Annotated in this window: 16 protein-coding genes; 9 read left to right on the top strand and 7 right to left on the bottom strand. The window is 57.8% G+C overall.

The annotated features are described in order from the left end of the window. The first annotated feature begins 22 nt into the window (after nt 1–22). The gene (ureC, locus tag HB675_RS16985; protein WP_213879573.1) at nt 23–1723 is read left to right on the top strand and encodes an urease subunit alpha; all 1701 of its coding nucleotides are present in this window, start codon (nt 23–25) and stop codon (nt 1721–1723) included. 87 nt (nt 1724–1810) lie between these two features. Continuing rightward, the gene (locus HB675_RS16980; RefSeq protein ID WP_213879571.1) at nt 1811–4387 is read left to right on the top strand and encodes a membrane-targeted effector domain-containing toxin; all 2577 of its coding nucleotides are present in this window, start codon (nt 1811–1813) and stop codon (nt 4385–4387) included. 47 nt (nt 4388–4434) lie between these two features. Here HB675_RS16980 and HB675_RS16975 read toward each other — a convergent pair whose 3' ends face one another. After that, nucleotides 4435–5373 (bottom strand): DnaJ C-terminal domain-containing protein, encoded by a 939-nt coding sequence (locus tag HB675_RS16975; RefSeq protein ID WP_213879569.1) that lies wholly within the window; start codon nt 5371–5373, stop codon nt 4435–4437. Nucleotides 5374–5560: 187 nt separating this feature from the next. On the opposite strand from HB675_RS16975, the gene HB675_RS16970 reads away from it, so the two are divergent. Further along, on the top strand, nt 5561–6829 hold the full coding sequence (locus HB675_RS16970; RefSeq protein ID WP_213879567.1) for an Hsp70 family protein: 1269 nt from the start codon (nt 5561–5563) through the stop codon (nt 6827–6829). Nucleotides 6830–6867: 38 nt separating this feature from the next. Here HB675_RS16970 and HB675_RS16965 read toward each other — a convergent pair whose 3' ends face one another. Together HB675_RS16965 and HB675_RS16960 are read right to left on the bottom strand one after the other, a co-directional pair. After that, nucleotides 6868–7878, bottom strand: coding sequence for a hypothetical protein (locus tag HB675_RS16965; protein WP_213879565.1), 1011 nt, complete (start codon nt 7876–7878; stop codon nt 6868–6870). Nucleotides 7879–7976: 98 nt separating this feature from the next. After that, nucleotides 7977–8264, bottom strand: a complete 288-nt coding sequence (locus HB675_RS16960; RefSeq protein ID WP_213879563.1) for a PsiF family protein — start codon at nt 8262–8264, stop codon at nt 7977–7979. Nucleotides 8265–8437: 173 nt separating this feature from the next. Between HB675_RS16960 and osmE the strand changes: the two genes are divergently transcribed. Both osmE and HB675_RS16950 read left to right on the top strand, forming a co-directional pair. Next, the gene (osmE, locus tag HB675_RS16955; RefSeq protein ID WP_213879561.1) at nt 8438–8779 is read left to right on the top strand and encodes an osmotically-inducible lipoprotein OsmE; all 342 of its coding nucleotides are present in this window, start codon (nt 8438–8440) and stop codon (nt 8777–8779) included. 145 nt (nt 8780–8924) lie between these two features. Further along, nucleotides 8925–9455, top strand: a complete 531-nt coding sequence (locus HB675_RS16950; protein ID WP_213879559.1) for a ferritin-like domain-containing protein — start codon at nt 8925–8927, stop codon at nt 9453–9455. A gap of 61 nt (nt 9456–9516) precedes the next feature. On the opposite strand, the gene HB675_RS16945 is transcribed toward HB675_RS16950, so the two are convergent. Next, entirely contained in the window at nt 9517–11589 is a 2073-nt protein-coding gene (locus HB675_RS16945) for an AsmA family protein (protein ID WP_213879557.1), read from the bottom strand. 367 nt (nt 11590–11956) lie between these two features. Here HB675_RS16945 and HB675_RS16940 point away from each other — a divergent pair, with 367 nt between their 5' ends. After that, on the top strand, nt 11957–12241 hold the full coding sequence (locus HB675_RS16940) for a hypothetical protein (protein WP_213879555.1): 285 nt from the start codon (nt 11957–11959) through the stop codon (nt 12239–12241). A 151-nt stretch (nt 12242–12392) separates the two neighbouring features. Beyond that, nucleotides 12393–13022, top strand: a complete 630-nt coding sequence (locus tag HB675_RS16935) for a TetR family transcriptional regulator (RefSeq protein WP_213879553.1) — start codon at nt 12393–12395, stop codon at nt 13020–13022. Here the strand turns inward: HB675_RS16935 and HB675_RS16930 are convergent. The 3 genes from HB675_RS16930 to HB675_RS16920 form a co-directional block, all read right to left on the bottom strand. Continuing rightward, complete coding sequence (locus HB675_RS16930) at nt 13019–13948, bottom strand: NAD-dependent epimerase/dehydratase family protein (RefSeq protein WP_213879551.1); 930 nt, start codon at nt 13946–13948, stop codon at nt 13019–13021. The genes HB675_RS16935 and HB675_RS16930 overlap by 4 nt on opposite strands. After that, nucleotides 13941–14825, bottom strand: a complete 885-nt coding sequence (locus HB675_RS16925; RefSeq protein WP_213879549.1) for a sugar nucleotide-binding protein — start codon at nt 14823–14825, stop codon at nt 13941–13943. The genes HB675_RS16930 and HB675_RS16925 overlap by 8 nt, the downstream gene beginning before the upstream one ends. Nucleotides 14826–15491: 666 nt before the next feature. Next, complete coding sequence (locus tag HB675_RS16920; protein WP_213879547.1) at nt 15492–15779, bottom strand: helix-turn-helix transcriptional regulator; 288 nt, start codon at nt 15777–15779, stop codon at nt 15492–15494. 1276 nt (nt 15780–17055) lie between these two features. On the opposite strand from HB675_RS16920, the gene HB675_RS16915 reads away from it, so the two are divergent. Both HB675_RS16915 and HB675_RS16910 read left to right on the top strand, forming a co-directional pair. Further along, nucleotides 17056–17304 (top strand): hypothetical protein, encoded by a 249-nt coding sequence (locus HB675_RS16915; RefSeq protein WP_213879545.1) that lies wholly within the window; start codon nt 17056–17058, stop codon nt 17302–17304. 553 nt (nt 17305–17857) lie between these two features. Continuing rightward, nucleotides 17858–18436, top strand: a complete 579-nt coding sequence (locus tag HB675_RS16910) for a hypothetical protein (RefSeq protein ID WP_213879543.1) — start codon at nt 17858–17860, stop codon at nt 18434–18436. The last annotated feature ends 180 nt before the right edge of the window (nt 18437–18616 follow it).

Raw genomic sequence — 18616 nt, 5'->3', positions numbered from 1 at the left:
CCAACAAATTCCAGGGCAATCGATGAAAATCTCCAGACAAGCCTACGCCGACATGTTCGGCCCCACCGTCGGCGACAAGGTGCGCCTGGCCGACACCGAGCTGTGGATCGAGGTCGAGAAAGACTTCACTACCTATGGCGAAGAGGTGAAATTCGGCGGCGGCAAAGTGATCCGTGATGGCATGGGCCAAGGCCAGTTGCTGGCCGCCGAGGTGGTCGATACTTTGATCACCAACGCGCTGATCATCGACCACTGGGGCATCGTCAAGGCCGACGTCGGCCTCAAGGATGGCCGCATCCATGCCATCGGCAAAGCCGGCAACCCGGATATCCAGCCTGATGTCACCATCGCCATTGGCGCCAGCACTGAAGTGATCGCCGGTGAAGGCATGATCCTCACCGCAGGCGGTGTCGATACCCACATTCACTTCATTTGCCCCCAGCAGATCGAAGAAGCCTTGATGAGCGGCATCACCACCATGATTGGCGGCGGCACCGGCCCGGCCACGGGGACTAATGCCACCACGGTCACCCCCGGCCCGTGGCACATGGCACGCATGCTTCAGGCCGCCGACAGCTTCCCGATGAACATCGGCTTCACCGGCAAGGGTAACGTAAGCCTGCCCGAGCCGCTGATCGAGCAGGTCAAGGCCGGCGCCATCGGCCTCAAGCTGCACGAAGACTGGGGCACTACCCCGGCCGCCATCGACAACTGCCTGAGCGTGGCCGACCAGTACGACGTGCAGGTGGCCATCCATACCGACACCCTCAACGAGTCGGGCTTCGTTGAAACCACCCTGGCCGCGTTCAAGGGCCGCACCATCCACACCTACCACACCGAGGGCGCAGGTGGCGGCCACGCGCCGGACATTATCCGCGCCTGCGGTTTCAACAATGTGCTGCCCAGCTCGACTAACCCCACGCGTCCGTTCACCCGCAACACCATCGACGAGCACCTGGACATGCTGATGGTATGCCATCACCTGGACCCGAGCATCGCCGAAGATGTGGCATTTGCCGAGAGCCGCATCCGTCGCGAGACCATTGCCGCCGAGGACATTCTCCATGACCTGGGCGCCTTTTCCATGCTCAGCTCCGACAGCCAGGCCATGGGCCGCGTCGGCGAAGTGGTGCTGCGCACCTGGCAGACCGCCGACAAGATGAAGAAACAGCGCGGACCGCTGGAAGGCGACGGCCCGGGCAATGACAACTTCCGGGTCAAGCGCTACATCGCCAAGTACACCATCAACCCGGCCATCACCCACGGCATCAGCCATGAGGTGGGTTCCATCGAAGTGGGCAAATGGGCTGATCTGGTGTTGTGGCGCCCGGCGTTTTTCGGGGTCAAGCCGACCTTGATTCTCAAGGGTGGCGCTATCGCGGCGAGCCTGATGGGCGATGCCAACGCCTCGATTCCGACCCCGCAACCGGTCCACTACCGGCCGATGTTCGCCAGTTATGGCAGTTCGCTGCACGCCACCAGCCTGACCTTCATCAGCCAGGCAGCGTTCGATGCCGGTGTGCCGCAGAATCTGGGCCTGAAAAAGCAGATCGGTGTGGTCAAGGGGTGTCGTACCGTGAAAAAAACCGACTTGATCCACAACGGCGCCCTCCCCGACATCGAGGTCGATCCGCAGACTTACCAGGTCAAGGCCGATGGCGTGTTGCTGTGGTGCGAGCCGGCAGAGATTCTGCCCATGGCCCAGCGGTATTTTCTGTTCTGAGTGCGCTCAGGCCATAGCCTAAATAACTGCCACCTTGACCCGCGCCTGGCCGCCTAATGTCCTGGCTCCCTTACTCAGGAGCCAGACATGTCAGACCAACACCCCCTCACGCTCGAAGAAATCGGCGAGATAGCCGACCGTTACTACCAGGCTTTTCCGGACGTACGCGCTATGGCCCGGGAATGGGCGAAAAGCGTGCTCAAGCGACACACCGGGATGAACTTGAACCCCGATCACATTTACTGGAATCACTTCGACAACGCGCAAAACAACGGCCAGTGCCACAGCGGCTGGCAACACTACGGGCCACCCGACCGGAGCATGACGGTCACCGAACTGGTGATGCGCCGCTTCAACCTCAATGACCAAATCAACGCCATTGACCTGGACAGCACCAGCGGCTTCTATCACGTCTACAAAAGCCCGCGCTTCGATCAGTCCAACGAGGTCCCCCTGCTGCCTTCGACGATCATGCAGGATTTTTGGAGCAACGACTTCAGCGCCGTCTATCGTCAGAAGCTGGACCTGTTCTGGCAACAACAGACCCTCAACGGCCGGGCGCTGCTCAAGGCGATATTCTTCGGCCAGGCCTGGAGGGCCCATACCGACGGTGTGTTGGACATCGATCCGTTCAAAGTCATTGTCCACACGCTCTCAGGCGCCACGGCACTGCCTCCGACGTTGCAGAGCCTGTACACGGAAAATACGCAACGCACTTTTGCCAAGGTCTACAGTTTCACTCTGGGCCAGGAGCAAGCGGCCGATATCCTGCGGATCAAATGCCCCGATGACAGCGAAGTGCTGTACATGCCCCCCAGCTGGTTCAAACGGTTCGATTCGCAACAGGCCATGTACACCTGGCTCCGCCATGAAGCCGCCGACCCGCAGCAGAGGGCGCAATTGCTCAGACATTTTGGAGACTACTCGCTGGACGAGGAAACCCGCGAGGCGCTGGGCAAGGTCCTGAACCGGATTCAAGCGCGGCCTTGGGCCCAAGGCCAGGCAGACCTGAACGCACACAGCGTGGAAATCACCCAGGACGTCTTCACCTTCCTGTTGCGGAATGTTCGCCGCCGACTCGACCATGACGTCGAGTTGCTGCTGCAATCGAACTACGAGCTGCGCCGCGAACTGTTCCTGGAGGACCTGGATGCGCTGGTGCGCCTTTCCAGCGGGCTGGCGCCGGGTGATCCGCTGATCGCGCTGGTGACCATAGGTGCGGCCTCCCTGAGCTTCGGCTCGCATTTGGCAAGGTCGATCTCCGGCAAGGACCGCCAGGAACGCCAGATCGCGTTTCGCAAGGCCCTGCTCGATGCCGTGACCTTGCTGTTAGAACTCCCCTTGCTCAAGGGCGCGGGCAAGAACCATGGCCGGCTCGCCGATCTGGAGTTCGAGAGCCACGAGCTGCCAACCACTTCGAGCGTCGACATTGAGTCCTTGCCTTACCAGGCCTATGCCGTGTCTCGGGACATCAGCGGGCTCGCTGAAGGCAGCGGCACCACTAAAGCCGTCTATACACTGGATGCCCGTCATCAGTACATCCGCATGAAAGGCCAAGTACTGCAGGTGCGCTACGTTGACAGGCTTGATCGCTGGTACGTGATTGATCCTCAGGACACCGATAATATGGCGCTCGCCTGGCCCGTGAGCCGCGACTGGCGAGGGCGCTGGGTGCCGTTCGTGGCCATCGAACTGCCGCCCGCGCAAGGGGTGGAACGCGAGGTCGATGCCACACCCTCCACGCCCGCGTTGCGCCAATACGAAACCCGCCCAGACTACGAACCCTTGATCGAAGTCCTGACCGGACGCGACGCCGCCCGACTGCTGACCGGGCCACTGGACAGCGTCTTTCGCGACGCTCGCGACGAGTTGCTGCGCCTGCGTCAGAGCCTGGCCCGCAACAGTCTCGATGTACTGGTACCGCGCGTGTACGCCCTGCGTCCTGCAGTCCCTGAGGTGAGCAGCGCCATGAGACCCGCACGCTTTCTCGAAACCGTGTATTCGGATGCGTACGGCCTGATCATTGGCGAGTCACGCGGTAGCGTTGCCAGCAAGAAACTGCTGATCAAGTACATGCCACAACTCAAGGACCTGGGTGTCGACACCCTGTTTGTCGAGGGCCTGCTCAAGGATCTGGACCAGAAGTGGATCGACCTGTATTGGCGAACCGGGCACATGCCCATCTCCCTGGAAAAGCGCCTGCTTGAACTGTACAACCAGGCCACCCGCCTGGATGTCGGCCGCTTCAGTCACTACCGGCTGCTGACCGAGGCCCGGCGTGCGGGGATCAAGATCAGGGCGTTAGACTGTGCCGCCAGCATCAGCGCGGATGGGCTGCAACACGTCGACCCTGCCGTCGCCCAGCGGATGCGAATCTATTACGCCAGCGAACGGATCAAGGCCCACCAGGCCCGGCTGGTGCCGTCGCGCTGGGTAGCACTGCTCGACCAGACACGCGCCGGTGCGCATCTGGGCGTAAAGGGCGTCGCCGAGTTGACCGGCTCGGTGCACCTGAGGGTCAAGGACATTGATCGCCTGCTGCCAACGCGCTTTAGCGTGGATCTGGGCGAGGTCCTCAAGTCCCCACCGGCCTTGGTCAAAGGCGATATCAAACTGGAGATGGGCACGCTTGAGGATATATTAGCGAACTACGTCGATCGCTGAAGACCCGCCTCGAACCTGAGGGGGTTGCACCCCTTGGGTCGGGGTGTTCAGCGCCCCCAGTTGGCACGAGGGTCAAACGCGGCCTTTTGCGAGAGACCTTCCCACAGTGCTCGAGTCGCCTCGTCGGCAATACCCGGCATGACCACCTTGAGCTGCGCATACAAGTCGCCGCGCTCGCCTTGGCGGTTGGACAGCCCGTTGCCCTTGACCCGCAAGCGCTGGCCGTTCTGGCTGTCGGGACGGATGGTCAAGTTGATGCGTCCGGTGAGCGTCGGCACCGCCACCTTGGTACCCAAAGCCAGTTCCCAAGGCGCCAGCGGCACATGGATGATCAAATCATGGCCTTCAACCTCGAATAGCGGATGAGGCGCCAACTTGATCGTCAGGAACAGATCACCCGCACCGCCTCCCGCACTGCCGGGCGCACCCTGGCCTTTGAGACGGATGCGCTCGCCATCGGCCACACCGGCGGGGATCTTGACGTTAAGGGTCTTGGTCTCGCCACCGCTGGTATGAGGCACGCGATAGCTGACCTGTTTGGACTCACCCGAGAGGGTTTCTTCGAGAAACACCGCCAGGGTCATCTCCACGTCCTGACCCTTGCGCGGCGCAGCGCGCTGACCACCACGACCGAATGGGCTGCCAGCACCGCGACCACCGCCGCCCTGACCGAAGATCGAGCTGAAGAAATCGGAAAAGTCGACGTTTTCCTCGCCGCCGCCGCCACGCCCTTGCCAACCCGGCGGCCCCTGGAACGGGCGGCCGTGCTGGCCGTACTTGCGCAGCTCGTCGTACTCGGCGCGCTTTTCCGGGTTGCTCAGCGCTTCATAGGCCTCGTTGGCCTCCTTGAAACGGTTCTCGGCGTCTTTTTCCTTGCTGACATCGGGGTGATATTTGCGCGCGAGCTTGCGAAACGCGGCCTTGATGGCCTTGTCGTCCGCGGTCGGCTCAACGCCCAGTATCTTGTAGTAGTCTTTGAAATCCATCCAGTCATCACCAATACGGGTAGCGAGTGCGTTGCGCCCGCCTCAGTGGTTGAGACGGGCTGGCACGCTGCAAGTTTAATCTGTAGATGGGGGATCATGCCGACGCTTTCAAGGTGACAGTCGGCCTTGATTCTGCGGCCAACTGGCATACACTGCGCGACCGTTTTTACATAGAACCGCGAAACACATGAAAAACGCATCTGCGGCCCGCGCTTGCGGCATCGACTTCGGTACCTCCAACTCCACTGTCGGCTGGCATCGCCCGGGCGAGGAGTCGCTGATCGCGCTGGAAGACGGCAAGATCACCCTGCCGTCCGTGGTGTTTTTCAACCTCGAGGAGCGCCGCCCGGTCTACGGTCGCCTGGCGCTCAGCGAATACCTCGAAGGCTACGAAGGGCGCCTGATGCGCTCGCTCAAGAGCCTTCTGGGCAGCAAGCTGATCAAGCATGACACCAGCGTGCTGGGCACGGCACTGCCATTCAAGGACTTGCTGGGGATGTTCATCGGCGAGCTGAAAAAGCGCGCCGAAAACAATGCTGGCCGCCCGTTTGACGAAGTGGTGCTCGGCCGACCCGTGCACTTTGTCGACGACGATGCCGCCGCCGATCAGGAAGCACAGGACACACTGGAGGAAGTGGCGCGCAAGATCGGCTTCAAGGAAGTGTCTTTCCAGTACGAGCCGATCGCCGCCGCCTTCGACTACGAGTCCACACTGGATCGCGAGGAGCTGGTGCTGATCGTCGACATCGGTGGCGGTACGTCGGACTTCTCTCTGGTACGCCTGGCCCCTGAGCGCCGTGACATCGCCGACCGCGAGAGCGACATCCTCGCCACCGGCGGCGTGCACGTCGGCGGGACTGACTTCGACAAACAGTTGAGCCTGCAGGGCGTGATGCCTTTGTTCGGCTATGGCAGCCGCATGAAGAGCGGTGCCTTCATGCCCACCAGCCACCACATGAACCTGGCCACCTGGCACACCATCAACTCGGTGTACTCGCAGAAATCACAACTGGCCCTGGGCAGCATGCGCTATGACATCCAGGACACTGACGGCATCGACCGCCTGTTCAAGCTGATCGAACAGCGTGCCGGCCACTGGCTGGCCATGGAAGTGGAAGAAACCAAGATCCAGCTGACCCACGCCGAAAGCCGGCAGGTGCCGCTGGACCGCATCCAGCCGGAACTGAGCGTGGAGCTGACCCGGGCACTGTTCGATGCCGCCATTGATGCGCTGCTGGAGCGGGTACGGGGCAGCGTCACGCAATTGCTGACCGATGCCGGCGTCACCGTCGCGCAAGTCGACACGGTGTTCTTTACCGGTGGTTCGAGCGGGATTCCTGCCCTGCGCCAGAGCGTTGGCGCCATGTTGCCCAACGCTCGGCATGTGGAGGGTAACATCTTTGGCAGCATCGGCGCCGGTCTGGCCATCGAGGCTCGCAAGCGCTACGGAGTCTAGGCCAAACGGCCTACCCCCGCAGGACCGAGGCTTCAGGCTCAGACCAGCCCTTGCTCTCTCAGCTCACTTTTTAAATAAGCATAATAAACCGGTCCTGCCACCACCCCCGGCAGGCCAAACGCCGCCTCGAATATCAGCATCGCCAAGAGCAACTCCCACGACTTGGCACTGATCTGCCCACCGACAATCCGCGCATTCAGAAAATATTCCACCTTGTGGATCACGATCAGATAACCCAGCGCCGCCACCGCCACCCAGATCGACAGCGACAGCCCGACCACCGTGATCAAGGTGTTGGACATCAGGTTGCCAATCACTGGCAACAGCCCCAGCAGGAACGTCAGGACAATCAATGTCTTGGTCAGGGGCAGTTTGATCCCGCATAACGGCAAAATGATCGCCAGGAAAATAGCAGTAAAGAACGTGTTGAGCGCGGCGATCTTGATTTGCGCGAAGACGATATTGCGGAAGGCCCGGACCAGCAGACGCAACCGATCGAACAGCGCTGCTGCCAGGGGTTTGCGCTGCAGACTGTCGGTGACCTGCTGCAGCGCGATGATCGCCCCCAGTACCATGCCGATCAGCAGGGTCACAAACATGTGCGCAGCGTCCTTGCCCACCAGTTGCAGTTCCGCCAGGTGTTTGCTGAGCCAGGCGCTGATCGCCACTTGGAACTCAGCTGCACTGGCCGGCAGGTAGGCATCAATGAACGGCGGCAATTGGCTGCGCGCGCGATCCACGACCCCCATGAATTTATCCAGGGACGCGCCTGGATTTTCTGCTTCGTGCAACAGAAAGCTGATGGCGCCAGCAAAGATCAGCGCCAGCACACTCACTACCAGCGTACCCAGCAAGGCCACCGCCACCCAGCGCGCGCGACGACCGGAAATCAGCCCTTCCAGCTTGGGCGTCAACATGTTCACCAGCTCGAACACCAGCAGGCCCGCCAGCAAACTGGGCAACAGGCGTAGGGGGATGACGAGCAGCAAACCGCCGAATAACAGAATCCAGCTGGCGATCAGTATCTGACGCGGGGAAAAGATGGGCATACAGCCTCAAGCACAAACAACAAGAAAGGATGGGCAGTCTGCCAGCCTTCGCCAGGCAGAACCAGTGGGCGTCCTACACCCACGGGTATCGGCGCCCCTCAGCTTTTCTTCAGGCAGGTGCTCATGTAGGTCTTGCGTGCGTCGCCTTTGAGCGACTGACTGGTGGCTGTGGCATTACAGGTTTTCATTTTCTGCTGCTGGGGAGTCCCCGCCGGCGTCGCTTTCAGGCAGGAGCTCATATAGGCCTTGCGGTCATCACCCTTGAGACTTTTCGCAGTAGCGTCTGCGTTGCAAGCCGTCATCTTGTTCTGTTGAGCAGTGGCGGCGAAGCCCTGAGTGCAAAACAACGCGGCAGCCAATGCAAGCGACAGGTGAAATATCTTCATGGAGTACCTCCGGCAAGACCGTGCGAAGCGGCACGGCGTCGCCGTGAGTGTAGACAACATTTCTGACACTTATGCTTCATGGCAAATTGCCCGGCTGCCATCGAACTCCCGCGATCGAACAGCACTCCTATGGGTACATGGCCACTAATGGTCAATTCGAAGGAGCGACACCCATGATCAAGCAATCTCTGGCAACACTGTTCGTGCTGGCGGCTGTAACAGGCTGCTCGATGACGCCGGAAAACCCGGTGGACTTCGTCACTTATCGCAACCAGCCCTTGGTCAAGCAAGTGGAAACCGGCATGACCATGCAGCAAGTGATCACCATTGGGGGTACTCCCTCCAGCGTGGTCAATGGTACGGCCAACTCGTCGGCCGGCACCTGCAACAACTATATCCTGACCCAGGATAGCCATCAGCAAGCCTATTACGTCAGCTTCGACAGCGGCGGCCATGTCGCCAGCAAAGGCTTCATGACCTGCGAGCAACGCAAGACCAACGAAAAAGCGATGTAAATGCCCGGCGGGCAGCCTGGCTGATTCGAGATAAAACTTTTTCCGCCAGCTGCCACTCACACAGTTGTATACCGATCACGCCGGGCGCTCCACTCAGGGGGCGCAGACAGAGTGCGACGGCCGAACCGTAAGCCTGGAGATGATGATGATCAACGTACAACTGACCGATGTGAATACCCTGCGCGAAAGAGCGCGCATGAATGTGGACAATGGCGCCGTTACCGAAGGCTATATGGGTGACCGCGAAGAAATTCTGCGCCTGCTCAACAGCTCGCTGGCCACCGAACTGGTGTGCGTGCTGCGCTACAAGCGCCACTACTATATGGCCACCGGCCTCAAAGCCAGCGTCGCGGCCGGCGAGTTTGCCGAACATGCCGCGCAGGAAGCCGAGCACGCCGACAAGCTGGCCGAGCGCATCATGCAGCTGGGTGGCGAACCCGACTTCAACCCGGACAACTTGAGCAAGAACTCCCACGCTCAGTATGTTGCCGGTGCCACCCTCAAGGAAATGGTCTACGAAGACCTGGTCGCCGAACGGATTGCCGTGGACAGTTACCGCGAGATCATTCAGTACATCGGCGAGAAAGACCCGACCACCCGCCGGTTGTTCGAAGAGATTCTTGCTCAGGAAGAAGAGCACGCCGATGACATGGCGGATATCTTGAAAGATCTGTAAGTCGTTGCGCACAAAAAAGCCCGGGCCATTGGCCCGGGCTTTTCATTTTTGGCTGAGAGCCTTACGCACCTGGCACCGTCTTTGGCGCCTTGCCTTCTTTCATCTGTTGTAACAACGGCACACATTGATTGGGCTCGCCACCGCTGGGCGCAATCAAGGCCAGCAACCCGGCTGCCGGACCTGCGACTACACCCAACGCCACCATCCCCGCTCCGCGCAAGGCCAGCGGAATGGCTTGTACACCGGCGCTCGGCTTGGCGAAGGTTCCACGCACATACAAGGGCGAGCGCAGCGACAGCAGGCGGAAGCCCTTGGACTCGGGCACGATCTTCAGGTCCAGCTGCTCATCCTTGAAGTTGGTCGTACCGTTGATGTGGACGATGGCGTTCTCGGTGTCAAAGACGAACAGCCGCGTGGTGGCCAAGCCGTCCTTGATCCCTAGATCGGCCGCCGCGCAGTTGATTTTCACCTCCTTTTCGCCAAACAGCTTGTCCACCACATAACTGCCGACATTCAACCCGGCAATTTCCATCAGGCTGCGGTTCACGGCACCGTCGTTGATGATCATCTTCAGATTGCCATTGGATGTGCCGAGCAAAGCTGCCACCGAGTTGCCGGTGCCGGTGATATCCGCATCACCATTGAGCTCGCCGAAGCTGGTGCTCATCGGGGCGAACCCCGGGAACAGCTCCTTGAGTTTGAAGCCGCGGGCCGTCAGCCGCGCCGAGCCCTGCAAAGGCGTGTCACGGCCGTTGAGGTCGATCTGGGTGTCCAGCTTGCCTCCGGCCACGCCGAAGCGCAGCGGTTGCAGTTGCAGACGGCCGTCATCGAGGACCACATGGGTGTAGAGGTCACTCAGCGGCAGCTTGTCGCTATGCACAATGCGCTTGCCGGTGAACTCGACATCGGCGTCCATGGTGCGCCAGCGGTCGGTCTTGAACTCTTCGACGGGTAGCACCTTGCCTTCAGGCTGTTTGCTCTCCCCACCCCGAGCTTTTTGCTTGGCATTTGAGTCGGCACCGATCAGGGGCGCCAGGTCGGCGAACAGCAGTTGATTGGAAACCAGCTTGCCGGTCAATTTGGGCCTTGGCTGGCTGGCCACGAAGGCCAGGTCACCGTGGATATCGCTGTCACCGATCTTGCCGTTGAAATCCTCGTAATGAAAGCTGGCACCGGCCGCATCATGCAGACGTGCCTGCAAATGACCGTCTGTTTCGTATGCGGGAGAATCTGGCAGGGTCACCCCCGTCAGCGGGTACAGGTTGCCCAGGCTGGTGCCACTCAAACGCAGACGCAAATCCAGCGCCCCGAGGTTTTTCGGGTCAGTCAGGGTGCCGGCCACTGCTGCATGAGTGTCGCCCACGGCAACATCGACCTGCACCGGGAACGGTTGGGTAGCATCCTGCAACGCCAGCAGCCCGCCGATCTTGCCCGCGCCTTCGAGCGGTTGATCCTTATAGCGGCCTTTGACCTTGAAACCGAAGGCATAGTCCTGGGCGGTCGCGCCCGCATCACTGACCTTCTTCGCGGCACTGGTACCGACGATATCGCTGTAGGGAATCGGCTTGCCCAAGGGATCGATCAATACATCGACCTGGGCCTGCACGATCGGATCGTTATAAGTCACGTGCCCCTTGTCGAACTTGATCGCGCCGATATCGATGCTCCATTTCGACGGCTCTGCATTCGGGTCTTTCGGACCGAAATCAAACACCCAGTTGGCGCGGCCATCCTTCAGCCGCTCCAGATTGGCACTGGGCTCGGTCAGATCTATACGCGGGATGACCACCCGTTCTGCCAGCAGCGGCAAGGGTGCCAGGCGAAACTCGATGTGCTTGAGGCTCACCATCTGCCGAGTCTGCGACCAGTCCGGGTTGCCCAGCGTGATGTCGTCCGCCAGAAAGTGCGGCCAGGGTACCCACGCCCGCCATCCCCCTTCATCCGGCTCGCGTTGCCACTGCACAGCCAGGTTGCCGTTGATTGCAAACGGACGGTGCAGTGCCTCGGACACCTTGGCGTTGAGGGTGGGCTTGACCCTGTTCCAGTCGAACGTGGCAATCACTATCACCAGCGCGGCAACCAGCACCAGAAAAATGGCCACTACCCATAACAGGATCTTGCGCGGGCGCGTCATGCACGGTGCTCCTTGATAAAGACAAATGTCGCTGACAGCTCAAACGACTCAAAGCTAGGACTGGCAAAAGGCCGAGGGGTTTAACCCAGTGTGGTTTTACCGAAAATTTCATTTGTCGAGATCGCCGAAAAGCATCGACCACAATGAGGGTTCTTTTTGGCTACGCCCCTATCACGTGCGTCAAATAGCCTCCAATCCCGCTTTCGGTGCGCTTTTCCATGCGCTAACCAACTGATTTACCGCGATTTTCCACATACATCATTTTCATCGATTGTTACCATTACCTTTATGAACTTTTGTATCTATTTTTCAAGAGTAATATTGCTCCTGTACCCACTTTTCTGCCCTCCCAAGGAGCGCCATCATCATGAAACGCCAATTGCTGCTTAGCCTTACCCTTTCCGTCCTGGCCGCCAATGCCTTTGCCGGCCCTGCTGCCCAGCACTCCGCTTCGCTGACCGCCACACCGGCGGCCGTGTCGCAGTCCGTGAATGCGCTGGCTCAAGATGGCTCGGATCGTACCTTGAACCGCCTGGCTCAAGACGGTTCGGATCGCACCTTGAATCGTCTGGCTCAAGACGGCTCGGACCGTACCTTGAATCGTCTGGCCCAAGACGGCTCGGATTACCTGCGTGCTCAACACCAGAGCTAAGTCTTGAGTGCCCTGAAAAAAGCCTGGTTCCCCCCTGAACCGGGCTTTCGTTTTTTTTGGACCGCCCAGCTCCTGCCTTTGCGGCGTTCGACGCCAAGCTGGCCGATTTGCTAAAGTGGCGCACTGACCGCCCACGACAATCGTAGCCACCATGCTTCCCCGCGCCGAACAGAAACAGCAGACCCGCCACGCACTCCTTGACGCCGCCCGGCAGTTGATGGCCTCTGGTCGCGGGTTCGGCAACATAAGCTTGCGGGAAGTCACCAAAGCCGCCGGCATTGTCCCGACAGGCTTCTATCGGCATTTTGCAGACATGGACCAACTGGGCCTGGCCTTGGTCAGTGAAGTCGGTCAGGCGTTTCGCGAAACGATCCGACTGGTGCGCCAGAATGAATTTGAACTAGGTGGGTTGACCGAAGCGTCGGTCCGCATCTTTCTGGAAGGTGTCTCGGCCAATCGCGCCCAATTCCTGTTCCTGGCCCGTGAACAGTACGGCGGCTCCAAGGCGGTACGTCAGGCCTTGGCCAGTCTGCGCGAAGCCATCAGCTCAGACCTGGCGGCAGACATGGCACTGATGCCGCGCTGGCAACACCTGGACGGCGAAGCACTTGCCGTATTGGCGGATCTGGTGGTCAAGAGTGTGTTCGCGACCTTGCCCGAATTGATCGACCCGCCGGAGCATCCTCTGCCCCGGCATCTGTCGCCCCAAGTCAAGATCACCCAGCAACTGCGCTTCATCTTTGTCGGCGCCAGGCACTGGGCCGGGGTGAACACCCGCTAACGCCCCAGGAGTCGCGCCAGACCGTCCGCCAGCGGTGTCGTTTCGCCGAGGGTAAAGCGCTGAAGCAGCTGCGCGTTGTTGGCCCGCGAGTGACGAATGTCGCCGGCGCGGGCGTCCTGATACCGAATCTCCGGCAAACCGCCGAGTACAGCCCGCAGGGTTTCCAGCAGCTGGTTCAGGCTGATCACCTGATTGAGCCCGACGTTGACTGCGCCTTCCTCGACCTGTGGTTTTTCCAGCGCCTGCAGCAACAGGCTGGCCAGATCACCCACGTAGAAGAAATCACGGGTCTGCTCGCCATCTCCGTACAGCGTGATCGGCACTCCTTGCTGTGCGCGCTCGCAGAAGATGCTGATGACACCGGAGTATGGCGAGGATGGATCCTGGCGCGGCCCGTAGATGTTGAAGAAGCGAAACAGTACAGGTTCAAGCCCATGTTGCCGGCGATAGAAATCCAGGTATTGCTCGCTGGCCAGCTTGTCCGATGCGTACGGCGTCAATGGCAATTTAGCGGTCTCTTCGCTGACCGCCTGCCCTTCGCCGTTGTTGCCGTAAACGGCGGCGCTGGAAGCGAACAGCACCCGCTTGACGCCGGCCTGGCGCATGGCTTCGCAGACATTCAACGTGCCGATGAAATTGCTTTGGTGCGTCCTCACCGGATCATCCACCGACGCCTGCACGGAAGCCACAGCCGCCAGGTGCACCACCGCCTGACAGCCCTGCATCGCATGCAGGACGAGCTCGGCATCGGCGACATCACCGACGATCAGCTCGACTCGGGCATCGCTCAGCGGCAGGTTCTCGCGCTTGCCGGTGGACAGGTCATCGAGAACACGCACCGCATAACCACGGGCAAGCAAGGCGTCAGTCAGGTGCGAGCCGATGAAGCCCGCACCGCCGGTGATCAAAACTGGAGCATCAGCCATGGCGATAATATCTGTCGAGTAGGCTCGGCAAACCCGCGCGCCAGGCACGCGGCTTGATGCCGAAGGTATGAAGGATTTTCTTGCAGGCCAACACCGCATGCTGTGGCTCTTCGGCGGCGTCCGGGCTGGCCGCATGGGCCTGTGCCACCGGTGCCTGAACCGCCAGCGCATGCAGGTTCGACGCCTCGCTGATCACGGCCTGACCCAAGGCCAGCGGTGTAGTCGCCTCGTTGCCTGCATAGTGATAAGTACCCCACAGCGGCGCCTGGCAGTCGAGCTGCTTGAGCACCGATATGATCACCCGTGCAGCATCGTCCACCGGGGTGGGATTGCCCCGGCGGTCATCGGCCAGGAAGATTTCCTGTGGCGTTTCGGCTCGTTGCAGAAAGCGCCCTAGCAGACCGTCGATGCTGTCATCCAGCAACCAGCCAAATCGCAGCAACACATGCTTGGGACAGGTCGCGCGAACGCTGTTTTCCATGCGCCACAGGGCCTGGCCTCGGAGGCCCAATGGTACCGGCTCGTCTTTTTCGCTATAGGCGGTCGCCCGGGAGCCATCGAACACGCGATAGCTGGAGGGCTGCACCAGGATCATGTCGTGATGCTGGCATAACTCGGCCAGCCGCTCGACACCCCGCTCTTGCTGGGCCAGCCGCAGTTCGCTGACGGTCTGCGCCTGAAACCAGTCAAAATAGTAGGCCAGGTTGATCACCGCATCCGGACGTGTGTCATCCAGCAGTTGGGTGAGGCTGGTGGCGTCCCAGCCGCTTTCCGGGGGACGCGGGGCGAGGAAGCCAATGTCTTCCTCCGCACCGAGGCGAATCAACGCTTGGCCCAAGGCATTGCCACCGCCCAAAAGCATAAGGCGCATTCGCATAGAGTCGGCAGGTCCAGTCGGATTAAACGGCTACTTATATCATAAAGGGGGTGCCGCGCCGAGCCTGCCGGGACAGTGCGGCCAGCTGCATCACATCGAAGCCCAGTAACAACCGATGGTTACTGCTCAACAAGCTGCCTACCCGCAACAATGGCAAGACCACTACCTGACGAACCGATCGTATTGAACGAGGGGTAACTGAGCAGATTCGGGGCATAAAAAACCCGCAGCTAGAGCCACGGGTTTTGATATTGCGAGTCGTCGATTTCCTAAAAGGGTAGTTCACATAAGAGAAGATAAAAAAACATCTAGTAACGCCATAATGTCCTTATTTTACGAGGCATGACGCCACTTTGTCAATCTTCCCATAATGAAAACGTAAAGAACGCGACTAAAAAACCACATAAGGCCCTGAATTACAGGAGCTTTCGATCAAACGTGTAAAGCCGTGTTTTACAAAATACCTTTGAGCAAAAATCTGGGGACCTTAGTACCCTCTTCAGCACTGAGCGGAGCAGAAACCATTGCCAGAGGTGGATGCACCCACTTACCACCGCAAGGCTTGTGATGACCTTACATCCTCAGCAAACCAAATTGAATCTGTGCCTCGCTGCCCAGAGTACGCAAAGCGCTACGCGCAATCGGCCAGCGGGTTCTTCTGTGGCCTCACCTCCGCGCTTGCTCAATCTCACCAAGCTGTTCGGTTACCAGCGAAATCACCTGACCCGGCGAAACCTCGAAATACTCGGCTTCAACAAGAGCGAGAAACGTGACAGGACTCACGCCAAGCACGCTACAAAGCCCACGTAGGGTGCTAATGGTTGGGGAAGCTTTACCAGTTTCGAGCTTTCTGATGTAACGATCCGTCACGACAGAACCAAAATCTTCCTGAGTGAGCTTGCGCGCCTGACGCAATCGGGCGAATGCCAAACCGAAGGCCTGTTCGTAATCCATCTCTCAACGCTCAAAATTGAGCATTGGAACGGTTGCGCTGAACGGCGAACAGGAACTATAGTTCCTCATGCGGTTTTGGCCTCGTTGGGATCACCTCCGCCCAGTCCAAGAACGGCGTCCAGCTTTGGTGGGCACAGACGACAGAGGGGTTGCGCCCTTCACCCAAGCTGAGTGGTTGGGAAATAGTTTGAAATTATATACCCCGTAAGGGTGGTGTCTGCATTGATGTGGGATAGCTGAGATGAGTGAGGACCGCAGGTTGTACATGGAGTGTTTCGTAGTGCGATCAGCTAGTACTCCTGAGATCGAAAGATGAGTAGCCTGCGGAAATACCGAAATTGCAAGGGGCGGTGGCTCCTCAAGCTGTATCCTGCAAAAAGTCGAAGAGCCAGTGTGATGCTCAATCTTCCACCTAGCCTACTGAAAGCACTGAACCTCAGAGCTGGTGATGTACTGGATCTTAAAGTATCCAACGGCTCAATCATTGTGAGCCAAGTAAAAAAACGGCGCACCCGCGTCCGACGCTTGCGATTGAAGTCAGCACGGGGGCACCAGGCATATAGACAAGGCTATCACCGTTTTTGTACGGGATGAAATCAAGCGAAATACTGCATGAAAATAAAAGAATATGTATTAACCGAGGCCCTCAAAGATGTAATTTGCGATCTATGCGAATCTTCCACATTAAAGTATGGCAGTCCGCAATTCGGTACGCTAGCATCAGAGTGGGGATATGGCTCAGACTGCAACGGTGAACAATACGAATTACACCTATGCGAAAAATGCTTTTTCAAAACGTTGCTGTATCTGAAAAATATAAAATTTGGTTCAAAAGCGGTCAAGACGAGTCGCTACGTAGCTGGTGAAATTTACGGATTAAAATCACGCTAACCATGGCCACTGAAATGGTGAGGTACAGATTTACATGAACTGCGGTGTAGACATAATGCTATGCAGAGCTATAGCGACGTGCGTAGACCAAAATATAGCGCCGACCGCTTATCTGTACGAAGCGACATTCCAGGCCATGAACATATTTGCCAGGGTCTTGAGTCATTCAAGGCCAGATTTTTTCGGAAAGCTCAACGACGGTGAGAGGGTTAGGATCACGATGATCACTGACTTCAAAATCATCGATTATGTGATTCTGATTAAAACTTTTAATTCTGGCTATTATGTCATCATCGATTACGCACCTGAGTCGAACCTGTCAGAAGTGGCAACTAGCTTAAAAAACTACTTAAGCCTAAAATCTCACGCTTGAGGATACACCCAGATGAGTGATGATGAGATAAAAAACTATCGTACTGACGCCCAATTATATACATTTGATGATCTGTTGAAACTCAAGCTTTTAGCTCAAAAGCGCGCTACAGCACGTCGCTTAGAATCGCAAGCGAGGGCTGCCGCTCGGTCTGAGATTACACAGGATGAAGTACAGCAACGCTTCAACGAGCTAGCAGATAAAATTGCCGGTGAGTTCGTCGAAAAATCCAGGCCTCTGGTATTTGACGATGATGTATGACCTACATGCAGGCACCTATTCACATACGGCATAATATGCTACGGTCAATCTAACACACCCAATTTTGGTATGAACCTGTGACGACATCATTTCTCATTGTATTCTGGTTGCACATGATCGCCTGCACTGGCTTTAGTGTTTTAGATAGTCGCGACATGCTAATGCGACGACAGCATCGTTGCCCCCTAAAACTCGCGGCGCTGAAATTTTTGGGCTTTGGTATGCTAACAACGTTCGTTACCGGTTTTGCTCTATTCAGCACAACTGTCGCATATCGATTTTTCTTTCCAAGCTTATCAAATCATACTTTTATTTTCCTGGATAATTTTTTACGCATGCATATACCAAACACACCTAAATTCCATGTTAGCCTAGCAATCACAGGGTTGCTAATGACAAACTTTTTCATAGGACCACTGCTGCTAAGAATTTTGCAGCGAGCGATCCTCTTGGCAACCACAAAAAAATTACGAGCCAGTTCCCAATAACATTTTCACAACCTAACTATAGCGCGCTGTATGGCCCTGAGATGTTCGACACTGGGACTTATCTTATGTTTAAAACAAAATTGACAGCAGAGGTCAAAGGGCGCCTTGACAAATTAACACGTAGTTTAGGTATAGACGTAGCATATTATTTACTAGAAGCTGTTACTGCGCATCTCCAAAACACAGAGGACGTAGAAATAGTAGCTCGACGGGTGTCGGAAATTCGCGCAGGTATCTCGCCGACGCCATCCCGTGATGAAGTAGAAAAACTTTACAGCCTACTCGACTCCGAAATCGATATTCAAGCCGCAATTCGCGCGGAGGCCGGGAAACGGCTCATCGCGCTCGGCGGATCACTTGGTGGAGTAGACATTGAGGAGGTCCCCCGCCGAAGATCTGTGCCTTGGACGGAAGAAGAAAGCGAAACCATGACTCTAGACATCGTAAAAACCACCCGGCTTACTCGAACGACGAGCGAAGAAAAAGCTAATCGGCTACTGTCGACTGGCTGGACATTGCTGCTTGTCGCAGATCGCCGTGAAGGTGAGCATCAATGGCTGCTCTACCAGTTGGGTTGGCAGCAACCTGGTGAGCCGCCGGAAATCACTTTCAGTGGCGTCGAGGAAGGTCCTGATCTGTTTTGAAGGTATGCTGGCTTAGCACGGCAGCCTAAGCGTATGCAGGCGGGGAGTGCCAAATATGGTATTACAGTGCATGCAAAGCCAAAAAATGGCTACCTTGCTATTGAGCTTCCCGTGTTCACCCCTGACGAGCTTGAGAACCTCGTAGAGGAAATTGAACACCTGTCCAATACCACCTGCCAG

Origin of the sequence: Pseudomonas sp. dw_358, assembly GCF_018449655.1 — a bacterium.
Classification (GTDB): domain Bacteria; phylum Pseudomonadota; class Gammaproteobacteria; order Pseudomonadales; family Pseudomonadaceae; genus Aquipseudomonas.
This window is presented reverse-complemented; position numbering and strand designations above follow the sequence as displayed.